Consider the following 17,863-nt stretch of genomic DNA (forward strand, 5'->3'; position numbering starts at 1 on the left):
TCAGGCCTCCTGGCGGGACAGCTTGGCCGCGGCGTGCTCGGCCTCGTCCGGGTTGACGACGGTCTCCTCGTCCGGGCCGATGGCCGCATCCTCCGCCGGTTCGTTGCGGCCGAAGCCCAGCAGCAGCGACGCGACCGCGAAGGTGACGGCGGCGGCGATGAGGATGCCGAGGAGCACGACGAAGTAGCCGCCCTTGGGGGTCACCGCCATGTAGGCGAAGATGCTGCCCGGCGACGGGGTCGCGACCAGCCCGGCGCCCGTGAGCATGAAGGTGCCGACGCCCGCGGCGCCACCGCAGATCATGGCGAGGATCAGCTTCGGCTTCATGAGCACGTACGGGAAGTAGATCTCGTGGATGCCGCCGAGGAACTGCACGATGATCGCGGCCGGCACGCTGGGGCGCAGGTTGCGCGGGCCGAACAGGAAGAACGCGAGCAGCAGGCCGAGGCCCGGGCCGGGGTTCGACTCGATCATGAACAGGATCGACTTGCCCTTGTCGGCCGCCTCGGCGACGCCCAGCGGACCGAACACGCCGTGGTTGATGGCGTTGTTGAGGAAGAGCACCTTGGCCGGCTCGACCACGACCGAGGTCAGCGGCAGCAGGTCGTGCCCGACGAGCCAGTCGGCGCCCTTGCCGGCCTGCTTGGTCAGCCACTCGACGACCGGGCCGATGCCGTAGAGGCCGCCGATCGCCATCGCGCCGCCGATGATGCCGGCGCTGAAGTTGTCGACCAGCATCTCGAAGCCGGGCCGGATGCGGTTCTCGACGAGGGAGTCCCAGAGCTTCAGCACGTAGGCGGCGAGCGGGCCGATCATCATCGCGCCGAGGAACATCGGCACGTCGGCGCCGATCACGATGCCCATGGTGGCGACGGCACCCACGACGGCACCGCGCTGGCCGTGCACCAGGCGGCCGCCGGTGTAGCCGATGAGCAGCGGCAGCAGGATCGTGATCATCGGGCCGACCAGCTGCGCGATGTGCGCGTTGGGGATCCAGCCGGTGGGGATGAACAGCGCGGTGATGAGACCCCAGGCGATGAAGGCGCCGATGTTCGGCATGACCATCGCGGCGAGGTAGCCGCCGACGCGTTGCACGGAGGCTCGGAATCCCGAGCCGGTGACCTCAGGTGTGTAGCTCGACACGGGGTGACTCCTTCAGGAGGACGGACCGGAGAGCAATGGGCGGAGCTCGTCCGGCCGGGGGTGGATGGTGACGTTGTGGCGGATCAGATCGGCGGGGCCGGGCATCCTGCTGCCGGGCAGGCTGACCGCGGCCGCGCCCCAGGCGAGGCCCTCGGCGAGGGCGGCGGCCCCGCGGGCGCCGCCGGCGAGGAACCCGGCCAGCAGGGCGTCGCCGGCGCCGACGGTACTGCGCGGCCGGGCGACCGGGCAGGTGCCGGATACGACCCCGTCGGCGTCGACGAGGACGGCCCCGTCGGCGCCGAGGCTGGCCAGCACGGTCTGCGCGCCCCAGTCGCGCAGCTGCTGGGCCGCGGCGACGACGTCCCCGAGGTCGGTCAGGGGGGCGCCCACGACCTCGGCGAGCTCGTCCCGGTTCGGCTTGAGCAGCGTGGCCCCGGCCGCGGCCGCCTCGCGCAGGGCCGGGCCGCTGGTGTCCACGGCGACCCGGATGCCGGCCCCGTGCAGGCGCCGGCACAGCTGGGCGTAGGCGTCGGCGGGCAGCCCGGGCGGGACGCTGCCGCACAGCACGGCCCAGTCCGCGGTGCCGGCCCGGGCCAGCACGCGGTCGGTGATCTCGTCGAACTCGGCCCGGACGAGCTCCGGGCCGGGCTCGTTGACCTTCGTGACGGTGCCGTCGGGCTCGGCGAGCGTGATGTTGGAGCGGGTGCGGCCCGCGATCGGCACCGCGAGGACCTCCACGCCCTCGGCCTTGAGCAGCCGGACGAGCTGGCCGCCCTCGTCGCCGCCGCACGGGAGCACCGCGACCGACGGCACTCCGTTGGCCAGCAGCGCCCGCGACACGTTGACGCCCTTGCCGCCCGGGTCGAGGTGGGCCGCGGTGGCCCGGATGACCTCGCCCCGCGCGAGCCGGCCCACGTCCATGGCCCGGTCGAGGCTGGGGTTGAGCGTGACCGTGACGATCATGCCCGTACCACCCGCACGCCCGTGGCCTCGATGTCGCCCACGAGGTCGGCGTCGGCGCGGCTGTCGGTGATGAACAGGTCGACGTCCGCGAGCTCGCCGAACCGCGCGAGGTAGTCGTTGCCGAGCTTGGTGTGGTCGGCCAGCAGCACGGTGCGGCGGGCGGCCCGGATCATCGCCCGCTTGACCGCGGCCTCGGCCGGGTCGGGGGTGGTCAGCCCGCGCTCGACCGACACGCCGTTGGTGCCGAGGAACGCCACGTCGACGTAGAGGTCCGCGAGGGGCCGCAGCGACCAGTCGTCGACGGTGGCGAGGGTCTTGCCGCGCAGCCGGCCGCCGAGCAGCAGCACGTTGAGGTTGGTGCGGGTGCCCAGCACGGTGGCGATGACCGGCGAGTTGACCACGACGGTCAGCTCCCGGTCGGTGGGCAGCAGGTTGGCGAGCTTGACGGTCGTGGTGCCGGCGTCGAGGATGATGGCCCCCTCCTCGGGGACCTCGCCGAGCGCGAGCTTGGCGATGCGCTCCTTCTCCTCCACGAGCACGGCGTCCCGGGTGGCGAGGGCCGGCTCGAAGCCGATGCGCTCGACGGGGATGGCCCCGCCGTGCACCCGGCGCAGCACCCCGGCCCGTTCGAGCGTGGTGAGATCGCGGCGGATGGTCTCCGACGTGACGTTGAGCTCGTCGGCCAGCCCGGCCACCTCGACCCGCCCCTGCTCGCGGGCGATGCGCACGATGGCCTGCTGCCGCTCCTCGGCGTACATGATGTGGTTTCACCGCCGTTTCGATTTGCTTGTGTTTTGTTTACGCCCGTTTATGTGGGCAGTCAAGAGTTGAACCACAGAAACCCACACCGGCCAGCCCAGCAGCCACACCACCAGCGCGAACGCCACGAACTGCGTCATGCCCTGCAGCGCCTCCGTCCGCCGCGGGTCCCCGATCCACCAGCGCGCCACCTGCAGCAGCACCACGGCGACGACCCCGGCGACGAGCGCCTTGCCGAACTCGCGCCACTCGTACCTGACCCGTTCGGGCCCGCGCTTGGGCACCACGTGCGGCGCGGGGCCACCGGCGAACCGGTGCGCGAACCGCACGTCGGCCCAGCGCACCATCGACGGCCCGAACGCCACGGAGAACCCGAGGAACACCGCGGCGATCGCGTGCGCCCGCCCGGCCGTGCCCCCGCCGCGCAGATCGACCGCCGCGACGACGAGGAGCACGAGGTCGGCCACGGCGGTCGCGGCGAGCAACCCGGCCCCGGTCCGCGGCAGCCGCACCAGATAGCGGCACGCGAGCCCGGCCGCGAGCAACACCCAGAACGCGATCTCACACCCGACGATCCAAGCGATCAGCATGCCGTCGAGCCTTCCGCCCGAATGCGCCGGCCGCGTCGGCACCACTGAGGGTTCGCCTACATCCTTGGTCGCACGCCGCTTCTCGCCGTCCAGCTTCGGCGATCACACGGGGGGGTAACAGACATGGCCGGCAAGCAAGTCAATCGGCTCGCCGGGCTCGCGGCGCTCGTGGCCGTGGCCGACGCCGTCATCACGATCCTCGGGCGGCAGACGTTCCTCGCCAACGCGGCGCAGTACGGGTGGGCCGTCGTCGACGATCCGCCGTTCGACGGGATCAGGCAGCGGTTCGTGTTCTGCGTCGCGGTCGCCGTGCTGGCCGCCGTCGTCGGCGTCGGCGCGGTGTTCCTGGTGAACCGGGCTCGGCCCGGGGCACGGCTCGCGGTCGTCTACTCCCTGCCCGCCTGCTTCGTCCTCGACCTGTTCACCGTCGTCTACAGCCCCGGCAACGTCGGGCAGAACACCAACGGCGAGTCGGCGGCCGAGCACGCCGAGGCCGCCGCCGCGTTCGACCGGCTGTTCCCGCTCTGGTTCACCGGCGGGCACGCCGTCGCGGTCGTCGCCCTCGGGGTCATCGCGCTGCGGCTCGTGCTCGTGCTGCGCAAACTCGCGCTGCGCAAACCTGAGCACCGCGACTTCTACGAGTTCGCGGCGGCGTAGCCCGTACATCCTTTGTCGCATTTCCGCCGAGGGCCCGGTGATGGTGCAATCGGGGGGATGAAGGGGCGCACGGTCGACTGGATCCTGGCCGGCAGCGGATTCGCGGCCGGGTCGCTCATGTACGTCACCGGCCAGTACCAGGCCCACGTCGACGCCCGCTGGCTCTTCGCCCCGCTCGCCGTGTGCTGCGGCGCCCTGCTGCTGCGCCGCACCGCGCCGGTCGCGTCCGTGGCCGTCGGCACCGCGGCCGTGGCCGCCGACATCGCGATCGGCCCGTCGCTCGCGACGCCGCTGGTCTACACGCAGGTGCTGTACGACGCCTGCCTGCACGGCAGCGCCCGCCTGGCCCGGCTGCTGCTGGCCACCAGCGTCGTCGGCTCGGTGGTGACCGCGGTCGCGTGCCTCGTCGTCGTCCGCGACGTCCGCTCGGTCGGGCTGGCCGTGCTCCTCGCGCTCGTCACCGTCGTGCCCGTCCTCACCGGCACCCACGTGCGCCACCACCGCGACCAGGCCGCCGTCGCGCGCCGGTCGGCCGAGCAGGTCGCGCGGCTGGCCGAGGCCGACCGGGCCAACGCGGTCGCGGCCGAGCGGGCCGGGATGGCCCGCGAGCTGCACGACGTGATCGCCAACCACCTCAGCGCCGTGGCCATCCACGCCACCGCGGCGCTCTCCACGGACCTCGGACCGGCCGGCACCCGCGAGGCGCTCACCGTCATCCGGGAGAACAGCGTGCGGGGCCTGGCCGAGATGCGCCGGATGGTCGGCTTCCTGCGCGACGCGCAGGCCCTGCCGGACAACGCGCCCGGCGGGCTCGCGGCCCTGGACGATCTCGTCGCGCGCGCCGGGCTGCCGGTCCGCCTCGAGGTGCGCGGGGCGACCGGGGACGTGCCGGTGAGCGTCGACCTGGCCGCGTACCGCATCGTCCAGGAGTCCCTGACCAACGCGCTCAAGCACGGCGACGACAGCCCGGTCACGGCGCACGTGACCCGGGAACCGCACGCGGTCGGCATCCGGGTCACCTCCGGCCTGCCCGAGGACCGGACGACCGGCGAGGGCGCCGGGCTCATCGGGATGCGCGAGCGCGCCGCGCTGCTCGGGGGCACGCTCACCGCGGGGCCGGACGGCGACCGCTGGGTGGTCAGCGCCCGCCTGCCCTGGGAGGCGGCGTGACCACCGTGCGGGTGCTCGTCGCCGACGACCAGCCGGCCGTACGCGCCGGGCTCGTGCTGATCCTGCGGTCGCGGCCCGGCATCGAGGTCGTCGCCGAGGCCCCCGACGGCGCCGCGGCGGTCGAGATCGGGCTGCGGCTGCGCCCCGACGTGGTGCTCATGGACCTGCGCATGCCCCGCCTCGACGGGGTCGCCGCCACCCGGGAGCTGGTCGCCGGCGGGGTCCGGGGCATCCTCGCGCTCACCACGTTCGACCTGGACGAGTACCTCTTCGGCGCCCTGCGCGCGGGCGCGGCCGGGTTCCTGCTCAAGGACGCCTCCGCCGACGAGCTGGTCGAGGCCGTGCGGACCGTCGCTCGCGGCGAGGGCGTCGTGGCCCCGGCGGTCACCCGGCGCGTCCTCGCCGCGTTCGCGGGCCCGGGCGCCCGCGCCGAGACGGTCCCCGCCCCCGTGCCGCTGGGCCTGCTCACCGCCCGCGAGCGCGAGGTGCTCGAGTGCCTCGGCGCGGGCCTGTCCAACGCGACCATCGCCGCGCGGCTCGGGATCGCCGAGGCCACCACGAAGACGCACGTCTCGCGCATCCTGGCCAAGCTGGGGCTGCAGAGCCGGATGCAGGCCGCGATCGCGGCGCGCCGGGTGAGATCGCTTGACACGTGACCAATCAGTCACATAACTTCGAGGCGTGGACGACGACGATCGCGTCTTCAAGGCCCTCGCCGACTCTACCCGGCGCTTCCTGCTCGACCTGCTCTTCGCGCGTGACGGCCGCACGCTCACCGAGCTCGAGTCCGAGCTGGAGATGACCCGCTTCGGGGTGATGAAACACCTGAAGGTCCTGGAAGAGGCGAACCTCGTGGTGACCCGGCGACAGGGCCGGGAGAAGCTGCACTTCCTCAACGCGGTGCCCATCCGGCAGATCCACGACCGCTGGATCGACAAGTACACCAGCGATCACGCCCGGGCCCTGCTCGACCTGAAACGGCATCTGGAGGACGACGAGCCATGAGCGGCACCCAGGTTTACAAGGTCTACATCAAGGCCGAGGCGAAGAAGGTGTGGGAGGCGATCACCTCCCCCGAGTGGAACGCGCGCTACGGCTACCGCGGCCCCACCGAGATGGACCTGCGCCCCGGCGGCGCGGTCGTCGGCCGGTCCAACCCGGGCATGCTCGCCATGGGCGCGCCCGAGATCGGCGTCGACGGCGAGGTCGTCGAGGCCGACCCGCCGAACCGGCTGGTGCAGACCTTCCGCATGCTCATGGACCCGGGCATCGCGGCGGAGGGGTTCACGCGGCTGACGTACGAGCTCAAGGAGGGCAAGGACGGCGTCACCGCGCTGACCGTGACCCACGAGCTCGGCGACGCGCCGAACATGGGCCGCCTCATGGCCGGCGAGTTCGAGGAGATGGGGGCCGGCGGCGGCTGGGCCTGGGTGCTCAGCGACCTCAAGTCGCTGCTCGAGACCGGCAAGGCCCTGGCGGACTAGGAGCGGACTAGAACCGGAACCGTCCGACGAGGCCCTTCAGGTCGGACGAGACGAGAGCCAGGCTTCCCGCCGCAGAGCCGACGCCCGCCACGGTGACCGTCGTGGCCCGGGTGGCGTCGGCGACCGCGGCCACCGAGCGCGAGGCGTCGTCGCTGCTGACCGCGACGCCGGTGATCGTGCGGCTCATGTCCGAGGCTCACAGTTGTCGGGGTGCAAGCGACACCGGGGTTATCGGCGCGCGCCGGAACTTCTTGAGGCGCGCCCGCAGTCATCCAATCTCTGCGACACTGAAGACCGGCAAAAGGCCGCAGCTCGGCCATTGACGACCGTCAGACCTCCCATGTTGACTGCTAGCACGGACGCGGCTCCCCATCGGCGGGCGCGAGTCGCGGCCGGACCTCGCACGATCTCTGCCGAAGGAGCAGCAACGTGGGCAAGACCCGCCGACTCGCCCTGTTCGCGGCCGTCACCGCGCTCATGGGCCCACTCGCCGCCGTCCCGCACGGCGCCCCCGCCGCCGCCTCGACCACCGACCAGGCGTTCAACCCCGGCACCGGCATGCTCGACGTGGACTACGCCGGCTACCTGTCCAAGCACGACGTCGTCTACAACAGCCCGCAGACCAACCCCCTCTACGGCCTGACCGTCGGCAACGGCCGGACGGGCGCGATGGTGTGGAACGGCAACGGCCTCACCATGCAGGTGTCGAACGTGGACGCCTCCGAGCAGTCCGCCTACGCGGCCGGCCTCGTGAACCTCAACACGAACCCGGGCCTCGACACCGGCTACACGACGTTCCAGCAGCGGCTGTCGCTCTACGACGGCACGCTCACCACCAAGTACGACAGCAACCGCACGGTCACCGTGCTCGGCGTGCCCGGCTCGGAGGCGATGGGCATCCACGTCGAGGACTCGCGCACCGGCCTGGGCACCACGACGCTCGACCTGAGCATGTGGGACCCGGCGACGGTGACCAACAGCGCGGACGTACCCAACCTGGACACCTGGAAGCAGATCAGCACCTTCGCCGACGCGAGCGCCGCCGGGTTCAGCCGCGGCCAGAGCGACCCCGGCGGCTTCGGCTACACCCTCGCGGCCACGGTCGAGGGCGCGGCCTACACCACCCAGGTGACCAGCGGCCGCCAGGTGCGCCTGACCATCACGCCGACCGCGAGCTACACGATCTGGTTCACGGCCGCGAGCCGCGTCAACGCCCCGAACCGGGACTCCGTCGCGCAGGCCCGCAGCCAGCTCACCGCGGCCCGCAGCGCCGGCTACCTGACCACGCTCAACAACTACCGCAGCTTCTGGCACGCGTTCTGGGCGAAGTCGTTCGTGCAGTACGGCGGCGCGGCCGGCACCGGGGACTACCTCGAGAACGTCTACTACCTCGCGACCTACATGATCGCCGCGGGCGGCCACGGCACCTACCCGTTCCACTTCATCAACGGCGTCTTCCGGGCGACGCAGGACACCACGAAGTGGAGCAACGGCTACTGGTACTGGAACCAGCGCGACGTCTACAACTCGCTGCTCGCCTCCAACCACGTCGACCTCTTCGCCACCGAGAACCGCCTCTACAGCCGCAACTCCTCGGCACTGAAGGCCTACACGCAGACCCGCTACGCGATCGACGGGCTGTGGACACCGGAGACGATGGGCTGGGACGGCAACGCGCGCGGCACCGTCGGCTCGGACTACGTCAACGACATCTACTCGACGGGCGCCGAGGCCGCGTACAACATGTACCTGCAGTACCGCTACACCGACGACACGAGCTACCTGCGCGACACCGCGTACCCGTTCATGCGCGAGGTCGTGAAGTTCTACCAGGCGAAGCTCTCCCGGGACCCCGCGACCGGCCGCTACGTCATGGCGTCCTCGAACGCGCACGAGACCTACTGGGACGTCAGGAACGCGATCACCGACCTGGCCGCCGTCCGGCGCGTCTTCCCGATCGCCATCGCGGTGAGCACCCAGCTCGGGTTCGACGCCGGCCTGCGCGCCGGCTGGCAGGACGTGCTGAACAACCTCGAGCCGTACAAGGTGAGCAACGGCGCCTGGCTGCCGCACGACCCGCCGTCGGTGCAGCAGCGCAACGGCGAGAACGTGACCGCGGAGCTCATCTGGCCCTACGACCTCACCGGCATCGGGGCGAGCGACTACGCCACGGCGCTCGCCAGCTGGAACACCCGGCCGAACCCCTACAGCAACGTGTGGGCGAACGACGCCGTGCAGGCCGCGCGGCTGGGCCTGGGCGATCAGGCGCTGGCGGGGATGAAGCTGATGCTGCAGCGGTACCAGAACTACCCCAACGGCATGACGAACAACACCAACGGCGTCTTCGAGTACCTCGGCGTGCACCTGGCCGCGACGAACGAGTCGCTCCTGCAGTCCTACGACGACCGGATCCGCGTGTTCCCGGCCGCGCCCGGCGACGCGGGCTTCAGCGGGAAGTTCACGCTGCTGGCCAAGGACGGGTTCCTCGTGAGCTCGGAGCGCGAGGGCAACGAGACGAAGTACGTCGGGCTGAAGAGCCTGTACGGCAAGCCGGCCCGGGTGGTGAACCCGTGGGGCACCCAGGAGATCCGGGTCCGCCGCGCCTCCGACAACGCGGTGCTGACCACGAGCACGGCCGGCGAGGTCACCTTCGCCACCGCCGCGAACGCCGTCTACATCGTCGAGCGGACCGCCCGGCCGCTGACGTCCTACACCCACACGCAGCTGACCGGCACCGCCAACACCGGCGTCAAGACGCTCGCCGGCACCGCCTCCACGCTCGGCACGGCCGGCGCGGGGCAGCCCGGGCTCGTCAACGACACGGCGCTGACCTACGACGCGAACTGGTACCAGACCACGAACCGCGGCTACGGGGACTACAACGACGACACGCACCACAGCACCACCGTGGGCGCGACCGCGAGCTACACGTTCACGGGCACCGGCGTGCAGCTGCTGTCCGAGCGCTTCGGCGACATGGGCACCGTGGACGTGTACGTCGACAACGTCCTGCAGGCCACCGTGAACCTCAACGCGCCGGGCGCCCGGCAGGTCCAGCAGACCGTCTACACCAAGTCCGGCCTGGCCAACGGCACGCACACGATCCGGATCGTCAACACCTCCACGTCGGTCGGGATGGTTGACGCGCTGCGGATCACCACGGGCACGGCCCCGCCGCCGGCCGGGTCGGCACTGCGGGCGCGGGTGAACACGCGCTACGTCACCGCGGACGCGGGCGGCACGAGCCCCCTCATCGCCACCAAGACCGCCGTCGGGACGGCCGAGCAGTTCGACGTCGTCGACCTGGGCGGCAGCCTGATCGCGCTGAAGGCCCGGGTCAACGGCCAGTTCGTGTGCGCCGAGAACGCCGGGGCCAACCCGCTCGTCGCCAACCGCGCGCAGGCCGGGTCGTGGGAGACGTTCCGGCTCATCCGCAACGCCGACAACTCCGTGAGCCTGCAGGCGACGGTCAACGGGCGGTACGTGACGGCGGAGAGCGCGGGCGCGGCCCCGCTCATCGCCAACCGCGACGCGATCGGGCCGTGGGAGAAGTTCGACCTGATCGCCGCGTGACTTCGCCTGATCGCCGCGCGACTTCGACCTGATCGCCGCGTGACGAGGATGCCGGCCGCGGGGCGCCCCGCGGCCGGCATCTGCCCCGTGGTGTCGCGTCGGCGTCGCGGCACCACGGGCGTCGCCCGGTGTCGTAGCGGTGGCTCCGCGTACCGAACCATGGGCAACCCTCGACTCGACAGTGAACATCCGAGGTATCCCGCCGTCAACCCATCGACAAACTTCTGCTCTACGCATCGAAAGCCTTGCCTCCGCCGCCTGGGGCCTGCTAAACATCCGATGTATGAGCGACCGGTTCGTTTCGCTGGACACCTCCGACGTGCGGTTCCCGACCTCCCGCAGGCTCGACGGCTCCGACGCGATGAACCCGGACCCCGACTACTCGGCGGCCTACGTGGTCCTGCGCACCGACGCCGCCGACGGCCACGAGGGGCACGGGTTCGCCTTCACGATCGGCCGCGGCAACGAGGTGCAGACCGCCGCGATCCGGGCGCTGCGGCCGTACCTCGTCGGACGTCCGGCCGCCGACGTGCTCGGCGACCTGGGCGGCCTGTGGCGCGAGCTGGTGCACGACTCCCAGCTGCGCTGGCTCGGCCCCGAGAAGGGCGTCATGCACATGGCGATCTCCGCCGTGGTCAACGCCCTGTGGGACCTCAAGGCCAAGCGGGCCGGGCTGCCGCTGTGGCGGCTGCTCTCCTCGATGCCGCCGGAGGAGCTCGTGGAGCTCGTCGACTTCCGGTACCTCACCGACGCCCTCACCCCCGCCGAGGCCCTCGAGATCCTCAAGCCCGGCGCGGAGGGGCGCGAGGAGCGCGTCGCGGCGCTGCTCGCCGACGGCTACCCGGCCTACGCGACCTCGCCCGGCTGGCTCGGCTACGACGACGCCAAGCTCACCCGCCTGTGCCGCGAGGCCGTCGCGGCCGGCTTCACCCAGATCAAGCTCAAGGTCGGCGCCGATCTCGGCGACGACATCCGCCGGCTGCGCATCGCCCGGGAGGTCTGCGGCCCGCGCGTGCGCATCGCCGTCGACGCCAACCAGCGCTGGGACGTGGACACCGCCGTCGAGTGGGTCCGGGCCCTCGCGCCGTTCCACCCGTGGTGGGTCGAGGAGCCCACCTCGCCCGACGACGTCGTCGGGCACGCCGAGATCGCCCGCCGCATCGCGCCGATCCCGGTCGCGACCGGCGAGCACGTGCCGAACCGGGTCGTGTTCAAGCAGCTGCTGCAGCTGCGGGCGCTCTCGTTCGTCCAGCTCGACGCCGCCCGCGTCGCCGGGGTGAACGAGAACGTGGCGATCCTGCTGCTGGCGGCCAAGTTCGGTGTCCCGGTCTGCCCGCACGCGGGCGGGGTGGGGCTGTGCGAGCTGGTGCAGCACCTGTCGATGTTCGACTTCGTGGCCGTCTCGCGCAGCACGCACAACCGCGTCATCGAGTACGTCGACCATCTCCACGAACACTTCACGGACCCGGTCCGCCTCCGCGCCGGCCGCTATCTGGCGCCGACCGCGCCCGGGTTCAGCTCCACCATGCGGCCCGAGAGCCGCGCCCGCTACGCCTTTCCCGACGGTCCGATCTGGAACGAGGCCCCGTCATGAGAACGCTCCCGCCGCTCGTCGCCGCCGCCCTGCTCGTCTCCCTCGCCGCCTGCGGTGACGCCGGGGGTGAGGCTCCAACGAACCCCGGCAGTGCCCAAATCGCCGTGGACCTGCCCCGCGCCGACTCCGACTTCTGGAACTCCTACGCCAAGTACATCCCGCAGTACGCCAAGGAGAGCGGCATCAACCTGATGACGCCCACCAACTCGCAGAACGACATCGCCAAGCTCGTCGCCAACACCCAGGCCCTGACGAGCCAGGGCGCCAAGGCCATCGTGATGGCACCGCAGGACACCGGCGCCATCGCCACCACGCTCACCACCCTGGAGCAGAAGAAGATCCCCGTGGTCACCGTCGACACGCGGCCCGACAAGGGCAAGGTGTTCATGGTGGTGCGGGCCGACAACCGGGCGTACGGCCAGAAAGCCTGTGAGTTCCTGGGCCAGAAGCTCGGGGGCAAGGGCAAGGTCGTGGAGTTCCAGGGGGCGCTGAGCTCGGTCAACGGGCGCGACCGGTCCGACGCGTTCGCCGAGTGCATGCGCGGCAAGTTCCCCGGCATCACCGTCTTCGCCGAGCCCACCGACTGGGAGGGCGCCAAGGCCTCGGCCGCGCTGCAGACCCGCCTCGCCCAGCACCCCGACATCAACGGCATCTACATGCAGGCCGGCGGCGTGTTCCTGGCTCCCACGCTGCAGCTGCTGCGCTCCAAGAACCTGCTGGTGCCGCCGGCCGACCCCAAGCACATCGCCATCGTCTCCAACGACGGCATCCCGCAGGAGTTCGACGCGATCCGCAAGGGCGAGATCGACGCGACCGTCTCCCAGCCGGCCGACCTCTACGCGAAGTACGCGCTCTTCTACGCCAAGGCCGCGGTCGAGGGCAAGACGTTCCAGCCCGGCCCGACCGACCACGGCAGCACCATCGTCCAGGTCCGCGACGGCGTGCTCGAGGACCAGCTGCCCGCCCCGCTGGTCACCAAGGACAACGTCGAGGACAAGGCCCTGTGGGGCAACCAGATCGGGTCATGATGTCCGCCGACACCCCCGCCGTGGAGGCCGTGAGCGTCACCCGGCGCTTCGGGGCCACCACGGCGCTGTGCGAGGTCTCGATGCGCATCGCGCCCGGCGAGACCCACGCGCTCGTCGGGCGCAACGGCGCCGGCAAGTCGACGCTGGTCTCGCTGCTGACCGGGCTCAGCGCCCCGGACGGCGGCGAGATCCGCTTCGGCGACGGGCCCGCCCCGCCGATCGCCGACCGCCGTGCCTGGCGGGCCCGGGTCGCCTGCGTCTACCAGCGCTCCACCATCATCCCGGCCCTGACCGTGGCCGAGAACCTGTTCCTCAACCGCCAGGGCACCCTCATCCGCTGGCCCGCGCTGCGCCGGCGGGCGGCGCAGCTGCTGGCCGAGTACGCCGTCGACGTCGACCCCGGCGTCCCGGCCGGGGACCTCGGCGTCGAGCAGCGCCAGCTCGTCGAGATCGCGCGGGCCCTGTCCCAGGGCGCCCGGTTCATCATCCTCGACGAGCCGACCGCCCGCCTCGACGCGCCCGCCATCGACCGCCTGTTCGCGCGCCTGCGGTCCCTGAGCGAGTCCGGCGTCACGATGCTGTTCATCTCGCATCATCTGCGGGAGGTGTACGACGTCTGCCACACCGTCACCGTCCTGCGCGACGCGCGCTGGGTGCTCACCGAGCCCGTCTCCGCCGTCTCCCACGACGCGCTCGTGGCGGCGATGACGGGCGAGGCCACCGGCCTGACCGCGGTCGCTGCCCGGTCCTGCGCCGGGACGTCGACGGTGCTGCGCCTCGAGGGCCTTGCGCTGCACGACGCGTTCGAACCGGCAACGCTGGACGTGCGGGCCGGCGAGATCGTGGGCCTGACGGGTTCGGGGAGCAGCGGCAAGGTCGCCCTGGCCGAGACGGTGGGCGGGCTGCGCAAGGCGTCCTCGGGTTCGGTGTTCGTCGGCGGTACCGCGGTGCGCCCCGGCGTTCCCGCGGCCCTCGCCGCCGGGATCGGCCTGGTGCCCCAGGACCGGCACCGCGAGGGTCTCGTGCCGCTGCTGTCCGTGGCCGAGAACGCCACCCTGCCGATCGCCGGGCGCCTCGGCCCGGCCGGAGTCGTCGTGCCCGCGCGGCGGCGGGCCGTGGCGGAGGAGCTCATCGCCCGGTACGACATCCGCACCGAGAGCGCCGCCGCCCCGGTCGCGAGCCTGTCCGGCGGCAACGCGCAGAAGGTCGTCCTGGCCCGGGCGCTGTCGAGCGGCCCGCGGGTGCTCGTGCTCATCAACCCGACCGCGGGCGTCGACGTGCGCTCGAAGGAGTCGCTGCTCGGGGCGGTCCGCGCCGCCGCCGACGCGGGCACGGGCGTGCTCATGGTCTCCGACGAGCTCGACGACCTGCGCCACTGCGACCGGGTCCTCGTCATGTTCCACGGGCGGGTCACCGCCGAGCTGCCGGCCGGGTGGAGCGACACCGACGTGGTCGCCGCCGTCGAAGGAGTCGCCACGTGACCACGTTGTCCGCCGCGCGGATGCGCGACCTCGCGCTGCTGCCCGCCATCGTCGTGCTGCTGGTCGTCGGCGCGCTGATCGACCCGGTCTTCCTGTCCCGGGCCAACCTCGTCAACGTCCTGCAGCAGCAGACCGAGCTGTCCCTGCTGGTGCTGGCCGAGACGCTCATCCTCATCGGCGGCCGGTTCGACCTGTCGCTGGAGTCGACCGTCGGCCTCGCCCCGGCGCTCGGCGTGGCCCTGGTCATCCCGGCGGCCAGCAACGGCATCGGCACCGAGTGGTCCGACGCCCTCGCCGTGCCGATCTGCCTGCTGGTCGGGCTGGCCGTCGGGGCGCTCAACGGGCTGCTGATCCTGCGCTTCGGGCTGTCGGCGTTCATCGTCACGCTCGGCATGCTCATCCAGCTGCGCGGGCTGCAGATCGGCGTCACCGGCGGGCAGAACCTGTTCGAGCTGCCCCCGTCGGTGCTGTACCTCGGCAACGCCACCTGGCTCGGGCTGCCCCTGTCGATCTGGCTGTGCGCGGTGATCTTCGCGGCGGGCATCGCCGTGCTCGGCTGGTTCCGCCACGGCCGGGCGGTCTACGCGATCGGCGGCAACGCCGACGCGGCCCGGGCGGCCGGCATCCGCGCCGACCGCGTGATGTGGATCGTGTTCATGGTCGCCGGGGTGCTCGCCGCGCTCGCCGGGCTGCTCATGACCGGCCGCCTCGGCTCCGTCGCGGCCGCCCAGGGCTCCGGCATGATCTTCCAGGTGTTCGCCGCGGCGGTCATCGGCGGGGTGAGCATGAACGGCGGCAAGGGCACCCTGCTCGGCGCGCTGTGCGGCGTGCTCGTGCTCGGCCTCATCAGCAACATCCTGACCCTGGCCGGGGTCTCGGCGCAGTGGATTCAGGCGGTGTACGGCCTGATCATCCTCGTCGCGCTGGTGCTCGCCCGGCTCACCACGGGCAAGGCGCAGGACTGACGGCGGTGGGTGGGACCGGTCCGGGGCCGGTCCCACCCCGTCTCATCAGCTGACGGTGACGGCCGCGTCGTCGATGACGAAGGACGTCTGCAGCGAGGAGTCCTCGGTGCCGTTCCACTTGAGCGTGACGGTCTGGCCCGCGAACGCGCTGAGGCTGTACGACTTCTGCACGTACCCCGTCGCCTTGTTCAGGTTCGACAGCGTGGCCAGGGTCGTGGAGCCCGCGGTGACGGTCAGCTTGTCGTAGGCCGTCGTGGTCGTGGTCTCCGCGGAGTCGACGTGCACCCAGAACGTCAGCGTCGCCGAGCAGCCGGCCGGGATGGTGACCGACTGCGAGATGCTCTCGGTGTGCGTGGAGCCGTACCCGAGCAGCCATGCGCTGTAGGTCCCGCCGTGCGCGGCCTGGCCCTGCGAGGACCACTGCCCGATCGCGCCCGTGGTGCCCGTCCAGCCCGTCGCGCCCGACTCGAAGCCCGGGTTCGTGAGCTTCTGGCCGCTGCAGGAGCCGCCGCCCCCGCCGCTGACCGTCCACGTGAAGCTCGCGCTACCCGTGGCGCCGGTGGTGTCGCGGGCGGTCACGGTGCTCGTGGTGGTCTGGGCGGTCGTCGGGGTGCCGGAGATGAGCCCGGTGCTCGCGTTGATGCTCAGGCCCGCGGGCAGCCCGGTCGCCGAGTAGGTCAGCGTCTGGCCCGACGCCGAGTCCGTCGCGGTGATCTGCAGCGACTTCGCGGTGCCGACCGTCGCGGTCTGCGCGCCCGGGTTGGACACGGTGACCGTGTTGCCCGGCGCGCTCGCCCCGGTGAGCAGGCAGCCCGAGACCGTGAGGTCGATGGCGCGCGAGGCGTTCAGGCAGGTGGTGAACCAGTACGTCTGCTCGCCGTAGGACTGTCCCTGGTGGACGGTCACGTTGCCGTTCGCGTCGACCTCGCACGGGTTGTTGAGCGTGCAGCTCTGCCCGTCGTCGTTGCCGGTGTTGTTGATGCCGATGATGGCCCGGTCCGACGTGCGCACGATCGGCGAGCCCGAGGTGCCGTGGGTGGTCTGGCAGCCGGTGTTGTACCGGATCGAGTCGTGCCACGTCCACGTGTCCTCACGCAGGGTGGGCACGAACCCGTTGATGTTGCAGGTCCAGACCTGCTTCCAGTAGCTCGACGGGATGGTCATCGCGGTGCCGTCGGCCGGACGGGTGGCGGCCACGGTGAGCGCGGTGGTGTTGCTGTACTTCGACTTGATCTGCGCGAACGTGTCGGTGAGCTGGTACAGCGAGACGTCCGTGCCGGTCATGGTGCCGTAGATGAGCTTGTCGGCCTTCACCGTGCCCAGCGCCGCGCCGCTGTCGCTCAGCAGCGTCCCGGAGCGCGTGCTGGCGCGGTTCGTGTAGACCTGGCCCGCAGGGATGAACCCGTTCTCGTAGCAGTGCCCGTTGGTGAGCAGCATGGCCCGGTCGGAGTCGACCGACTGCGGCCACCGCACCAGCGAGCCCGAGCAGTTGTTCAGCGCGATCGTCGAGCCCAGGCCGGTGACCGCGAGCGCCTGAGCAGGCGCCGGGCCGGCGACGACGCTCGCGGCGACGGCGAGGATGGCCGCGCCGACTGCGAGTGTCCGTCTCTTGCGCATGGGGGATCCCTTCGTCGGGGTACGCGCGGCGGTCGTGGGCTACGCGTAGCCGCCCGTCAATGTGATTCGCACCCTCACATTGACGAACTTCCCCGTCAACGACGGTGGACCCTATGCCTGGCCCTGCGTCTACTCCTCGATGGCCCCACCGACCCGGCGCAGGTGCCGGCGGAAGGTGTACCCGGGATCGGCCGCCCGGCGCGCGAGGTAGTCGTCGAACGCGGTCTGGCGCCGCAGCGTCTCCCCCGCCCGGATCCGCGCGGCCTGCTCGCGCTCGGTGTCGCGGATGTCCCGGGCCTTGCCCAGGATGTCGTCGGCCCGGTCGGCCGCGAGGAACACGACCCCGTCGTCGTCGGCCAGCACCAGGTCGCCCGCGGTGACGACATGGGGGCCGAAGCGGGCGGACGAGAGGCTCTCGGACTCGCGGACGCCCAACGGGCCCAGCGGGAGAGCGCCGTAGCTGAACACCGGCCGGCCGATCTCGAGCAGTTCGGCGGTGTCGCGGTGCAGGCCCCAGACGACCAGGCCGGCGACTCCGGCCGCGGCGGCCTCGAGCACGGTCAGGTCGCCGACGCAGGCCTCGTCGGTGCGTCCGCCGTTGTCCACGACGAGCACGTCGCCCGGCTCGGCCGCGCCGAACGCCTCGAGGAAGACGTCGACGCTGCCGTAGTGGCGGGCGGGGAGCACCCGTCCGGCCAGGCGCGTCCCGGGAATGACGGGTCTGATGCCGGCGGGCGCGATCCGCGGGGCGATGCCGGCGCGTACACAGGCATCGGCGACGAGCGGGGTGGTGAGATCCGTGAAGTCGGGCACCGCGTCATCATGGCCCGGCGCGGGTG

At 71.9% G+C, this 17,863-nt stretch carries 17 protein-coding genes; 10 read left to right on the plus strand and 7 right to left on the minus strand.

The genetic code is table 11. The features are described from left to right. Genes mtlA through AC6JBM_RS16385 form a run of 4 tightly spaced genes read right to left on the minus strand, consistent with a single transcriptional unit; the run spans position 1 to position 3,455 of the window. On the minus strand, positions 1-1,143 hold the full coding sequence (gene mtlA / locus AC6JBM_RS16370) for a mannitol-specific PTS transporter subunit IIC (RefSeq protein WP_497984448.1): 1,143 nt from the start codon (positions 1,141-1,143) through the stop codon (positions 1-3). A 12-nt stretch (positions 1,144-1,155) separates the two neighbouring features. Further along, positions 1,156-2,106: a 1-phosphofructokinase gene (pfkB, locus tag AC6JBM_RS16375; RefSeq protein ID WP_497984449.1), complete on the minus strand. Its 951-nt coding sequence runs from the start codon at positions 2,104-2,106 to the stop codon at positions 1,156-1,158. Next, positions 2,103-2,864: a DeoR/GlpR family DNA-binding transcription regulator gene (locus AC6JBM_RS16380; RefSeq protein WP_497984450.1), complete on the minus strand. Its 762-nt coding sequence runs from the start codon at positions 2,862-2,864 to the stop codon at positions 2,103-2,105. Before AC6JBM_RS16380 ends, pfkB begins: the two co-directional genes overlap by 4 nt. 9 nt (positions 2,865-2,873) lie before the next feature. Further along, positions 2,874-3,455, minus strand: a complete 582-nt coding sequence (locus AC6JBM_RS16385; RefSeq protein WP_350618198.1) for a hypothetical protein — start codon at positions 3,453-3,455, stop codon at positions 2,874-2,876. Between the two features lie 123 nt (positions 3,456-3,578). Between AC6JBM_RS16385 and AC6JBM_RS16390 the strand changes: the two genes are divergently transcribed. Genes AC6JBM_RS16390 through AC6JBM_RS16410 form a run of 5 tightly spaced genes read left to right on the plus strand, consistent with a single transcriptional unit; the run spans position 3,579 to position 6,766 of the window. Beyond that, complete coding sequence (locus tag AC6JBM_RS16390) at positions 3,579-4,112, plus strand: hypothetical protein (protein ID WP_497984451.1); 534 nt, start codon at positions 3,579-3,581, stop codon at positions 4,110-4,112. Positions 4,113-4,169: 57 nt separating this feature from the next. Beyond that, positions 4,170-5,282, plus strand: a complete 1,113-nt coding sequence (locus AC6JBM_RS16395; RefSeq protein ID WP_497984452.1) for a sensor histidine kinase — start codon at positions 4,170-4,172, stop codon at positions 5,280-5,282. Next, positions 5,279-5,938 carry a response regulator gene (locus AC6JBM_RS16400; protein ID WP_497984453.1) on the plus strand — a complete coding sequence of 220 codons (660 nt, stop codon included), beginning with the start codon at positions 5,279-5,281 and terminating at the stop codon, positions 5,936-5,938. The genes AC6JBM_RS16395 and AC6JBM_RS16400 overlap by 4 nt, the downstream gene beginning before the upstream one ends. A 25-nt stretch (positions 5,939-5,963) precedes the next feature. Next, entirely contained in the window at positions 5,964-6,287 is a 324-nt protein-coding gene (locus tag AC6JBM_RS16405) for an ArsR/SmtB family transcription factor (RefSeq protein WP_497984454.1), read from the plus strand. Then, entirely contained in the window at positions 6,284-6,766 is a 483-nt protein-coding gene (locus AC6JBM_RS16410) for an SRPBCC domain-containing protein (RefSeq protein ID WP_497984455.1), read from the plus strand. Before AC6JBM_RS16405 ends, AC6JBM_RS16410 begins: the two co-directional genes overlap by 4 nt. Positions 6,767-6,773: 7 nt before the next feature. On the opposite strand, the gene AC6JBM_RS16415 is transcribed toward AC6JBM_RS16410, so the two are convergent. Continuing rightward, complete coding sequence (locus tag AC6JBM_RS16415) at positions 6,774-6,953, minus strand: hypothetical protein (protein WP_497984456.1); 180 nt, start codon at positions 6,951-6,953, stop codon at positions 6,774-6,776. Positions 6,954-7,195: 242 nt separating this feature from the next. Here AC6JBM_RS16415 and AC6JBM_RS16420 point away from each other — a divergent pair, with 242 nt between their 5' ends. The 5 genes from AC6JBM_RS16420 (at position 7,196) to AC6JBM_RS16440 (ending at position 15,407) form a co-directional block, all read left to right on the plus strand. Further along, positions 7,196-10,339, plus strand: coding sequence for a glycosyl hydrolase family 95 catalytic domain-containing protein (locus tag AC6JBM_RS16420; protein ID WP_497984457.1), 3,144 nt, complete (start codon positions 7,196-7,198; stop codon positions 10,337-10,339). A 283-nt stretch (positions 10,340-10,622) separates the two neighbouring features. After that, complete coding sequence (locus tag AC6JBM_RS16425) at positions 10,623-11,933, plus strand: enolase C-terminal domain-like protein (RefSeq protein WP_497984458.1); 1,311 nt, start codon at positions 10,623-10,625, stop codon at positions 11,931-11,933. Next, on the plus strand, positions 11,930-12,961 hold the full coding sequence (locus AC6JBM_RS16430; protein WP_497984459.1) for a sugar ABC transporter substrate-binding protein: 1,032 nt from the start codon (positions 11,930-11,932) through the stop codon (positions 12,959-12,961). The genes AC6JBM_RS16425 and AC6JBM_RS16430 overlap by 4 nt, the downstream gene beginning before the upstream one ends. Next, the gene (locus tag AC6JBM_RS16435) at positions 12,958-14,442 is read left to right on the plus strand and encodes a sugar ABC transporter ATP-binding protein (protein WP_497984460.1); all 1,485 of its coding nucleotides are present in this window, start codon (positions 12,958-12,960) and stop codon (positions 14,440-14,442) included. The genes AC6JBM_RS16430 and AC6JBM_RS16435 overlap by 4 nt, the downstream gene beginning before the upstream one ends. Next, entirely contained in the window at positions 14,439-15,407 is a 969-nt protein-coding gene (locus tag AC6JBM_RS16440) for an ABC transporter permease (RefSeq protein WP_497984461.1), read from the plus strand. The genes AC6JBM_RS16435 and AC6JBM_RS16440 overlap by 4 nt, the downstream gene beginning before the upstream one ends. 45 nt (positions 15,408-15,452) lie before the next feature. Here the strand turns inward: AC6JBM_RS16440 and AC6JBM_RS16445 are convergent, their stop codons facing one another. Next, on the minus strand, positions 15,453-17,024 hold the full coding sequence (locus AC6JBM_RS16445; protein ID WP_497984462.1) for an Ig domain-containing protein: 1,572 nt from the start codon (positions 17,022-17,024) through the stop codon (positions 15,453-15,455). 129 nt (positions 17,025-17,153) lie between these two features. Beyond that, positions 17,154-17,837 carry an RraA family protein gene (locus tag AC6JBM_RS16450; protein WP_497984463.1) on the minus strand — a complete coding sequence of 228 codons (684 nt, stop codon included), beginning with the start codon at positions 17,835-17,837 and terminating at the stop codon, positions 17,154-17,156. Positions 17,838-17,863: the final 26 nt, after the last annotated feature.

The sequence above is a fragment of the Dactylosporangium thailandense genome (assembly GCF_059739745.1).

What these genes read in the sequence shown, in the direction of transcription:
- AC6JBM_RS16415 (WP_497984456.1), bottom strand. Translation starts at nt 6,953, where the DNA reads ATGAGCCGCACGATCACCGGCGTCGCGGTCAGCAGCGACGACGCCTCG.
- AC6JBM_RS16430 (WP_497984459.1), top strand. Translation starts at nt 11,930, where the DNA reads ATGAGAACGCTCCCGCCGCTCGTCGCCGCCGCCCTGCTCGTCTCCCTC.
- pfkB (WP_497984449.1), bottom strand. Translation starts at nt 2,106, where the DNA reads ATGATCGTCACGGTCACGCTCAACCCCAGCCTCGACCGGGCCATGGAC.
- AC6JBM_RS16380 (WP_497984450.1), bottom strand. Translation starts at nt 2,864, where the DNA reads ATGTACGCCGAGGAGCGGCAGCAGGCCATCGTGCGCATCGCCCGCGAG.
- AC6JBM_RS16395 (WP_497984452.1), top strand. Translation starts at nt 4,170, where the DNA reads ATGAAGGGGCGCACGGTCGACTGGATCCTGGCCGGCAGCGGATTCGCG.
- AC6JBM_RS16390 (WP_497984451.1), top strand. Translation starts at nt 3,579, where the DNA reads ATGGCCGGCAAGCAAGTCAATCGGCTCGCCGGGCTCGCGGCGCTCGTG.
- AC6JBM_RS16410 (WP_497984455.1), top strand. Translation starts at nt 6,284, where the DNA reads ATGAGCGGCACCCAGGTTTACAAGGTCTACATCAAGGCCGAGGCGAAG.
- AC6JBM_RS16385 (WP_350618198.1), bottom strand. Translation starts at nt 3,455, where the DNA reads ATGCTGATCGCTTGGATCGTCGGGTGTGAGATCGCGTTCTGGGTGTTG.
- AC6JBM_RS16435 (WP_497984460.1), top strand. Translation starts at nt 12,958, where the DNA reads ATGATGTCCGCCGACACCCCCGCCGTGGAGGCCGTGAGCGTCACCCGG.
- AC6JBM_RS16445 (WP_497984462.1), bottom strand. Translation starts at nt 17,024, where the DNA reads ATGCGCAAGAGACGGACACTCGCAGTCGGCGCGGCCATCCTCGCCGTC.
- AC6JBM_RS16425 (WP_497984458.1), top strand. Translation starts at nt 10,623, where the DNA reads ATGAGCGACCGGTTCGTTTCGCTGGACACCTCCGACGTGCGGTTCCCG.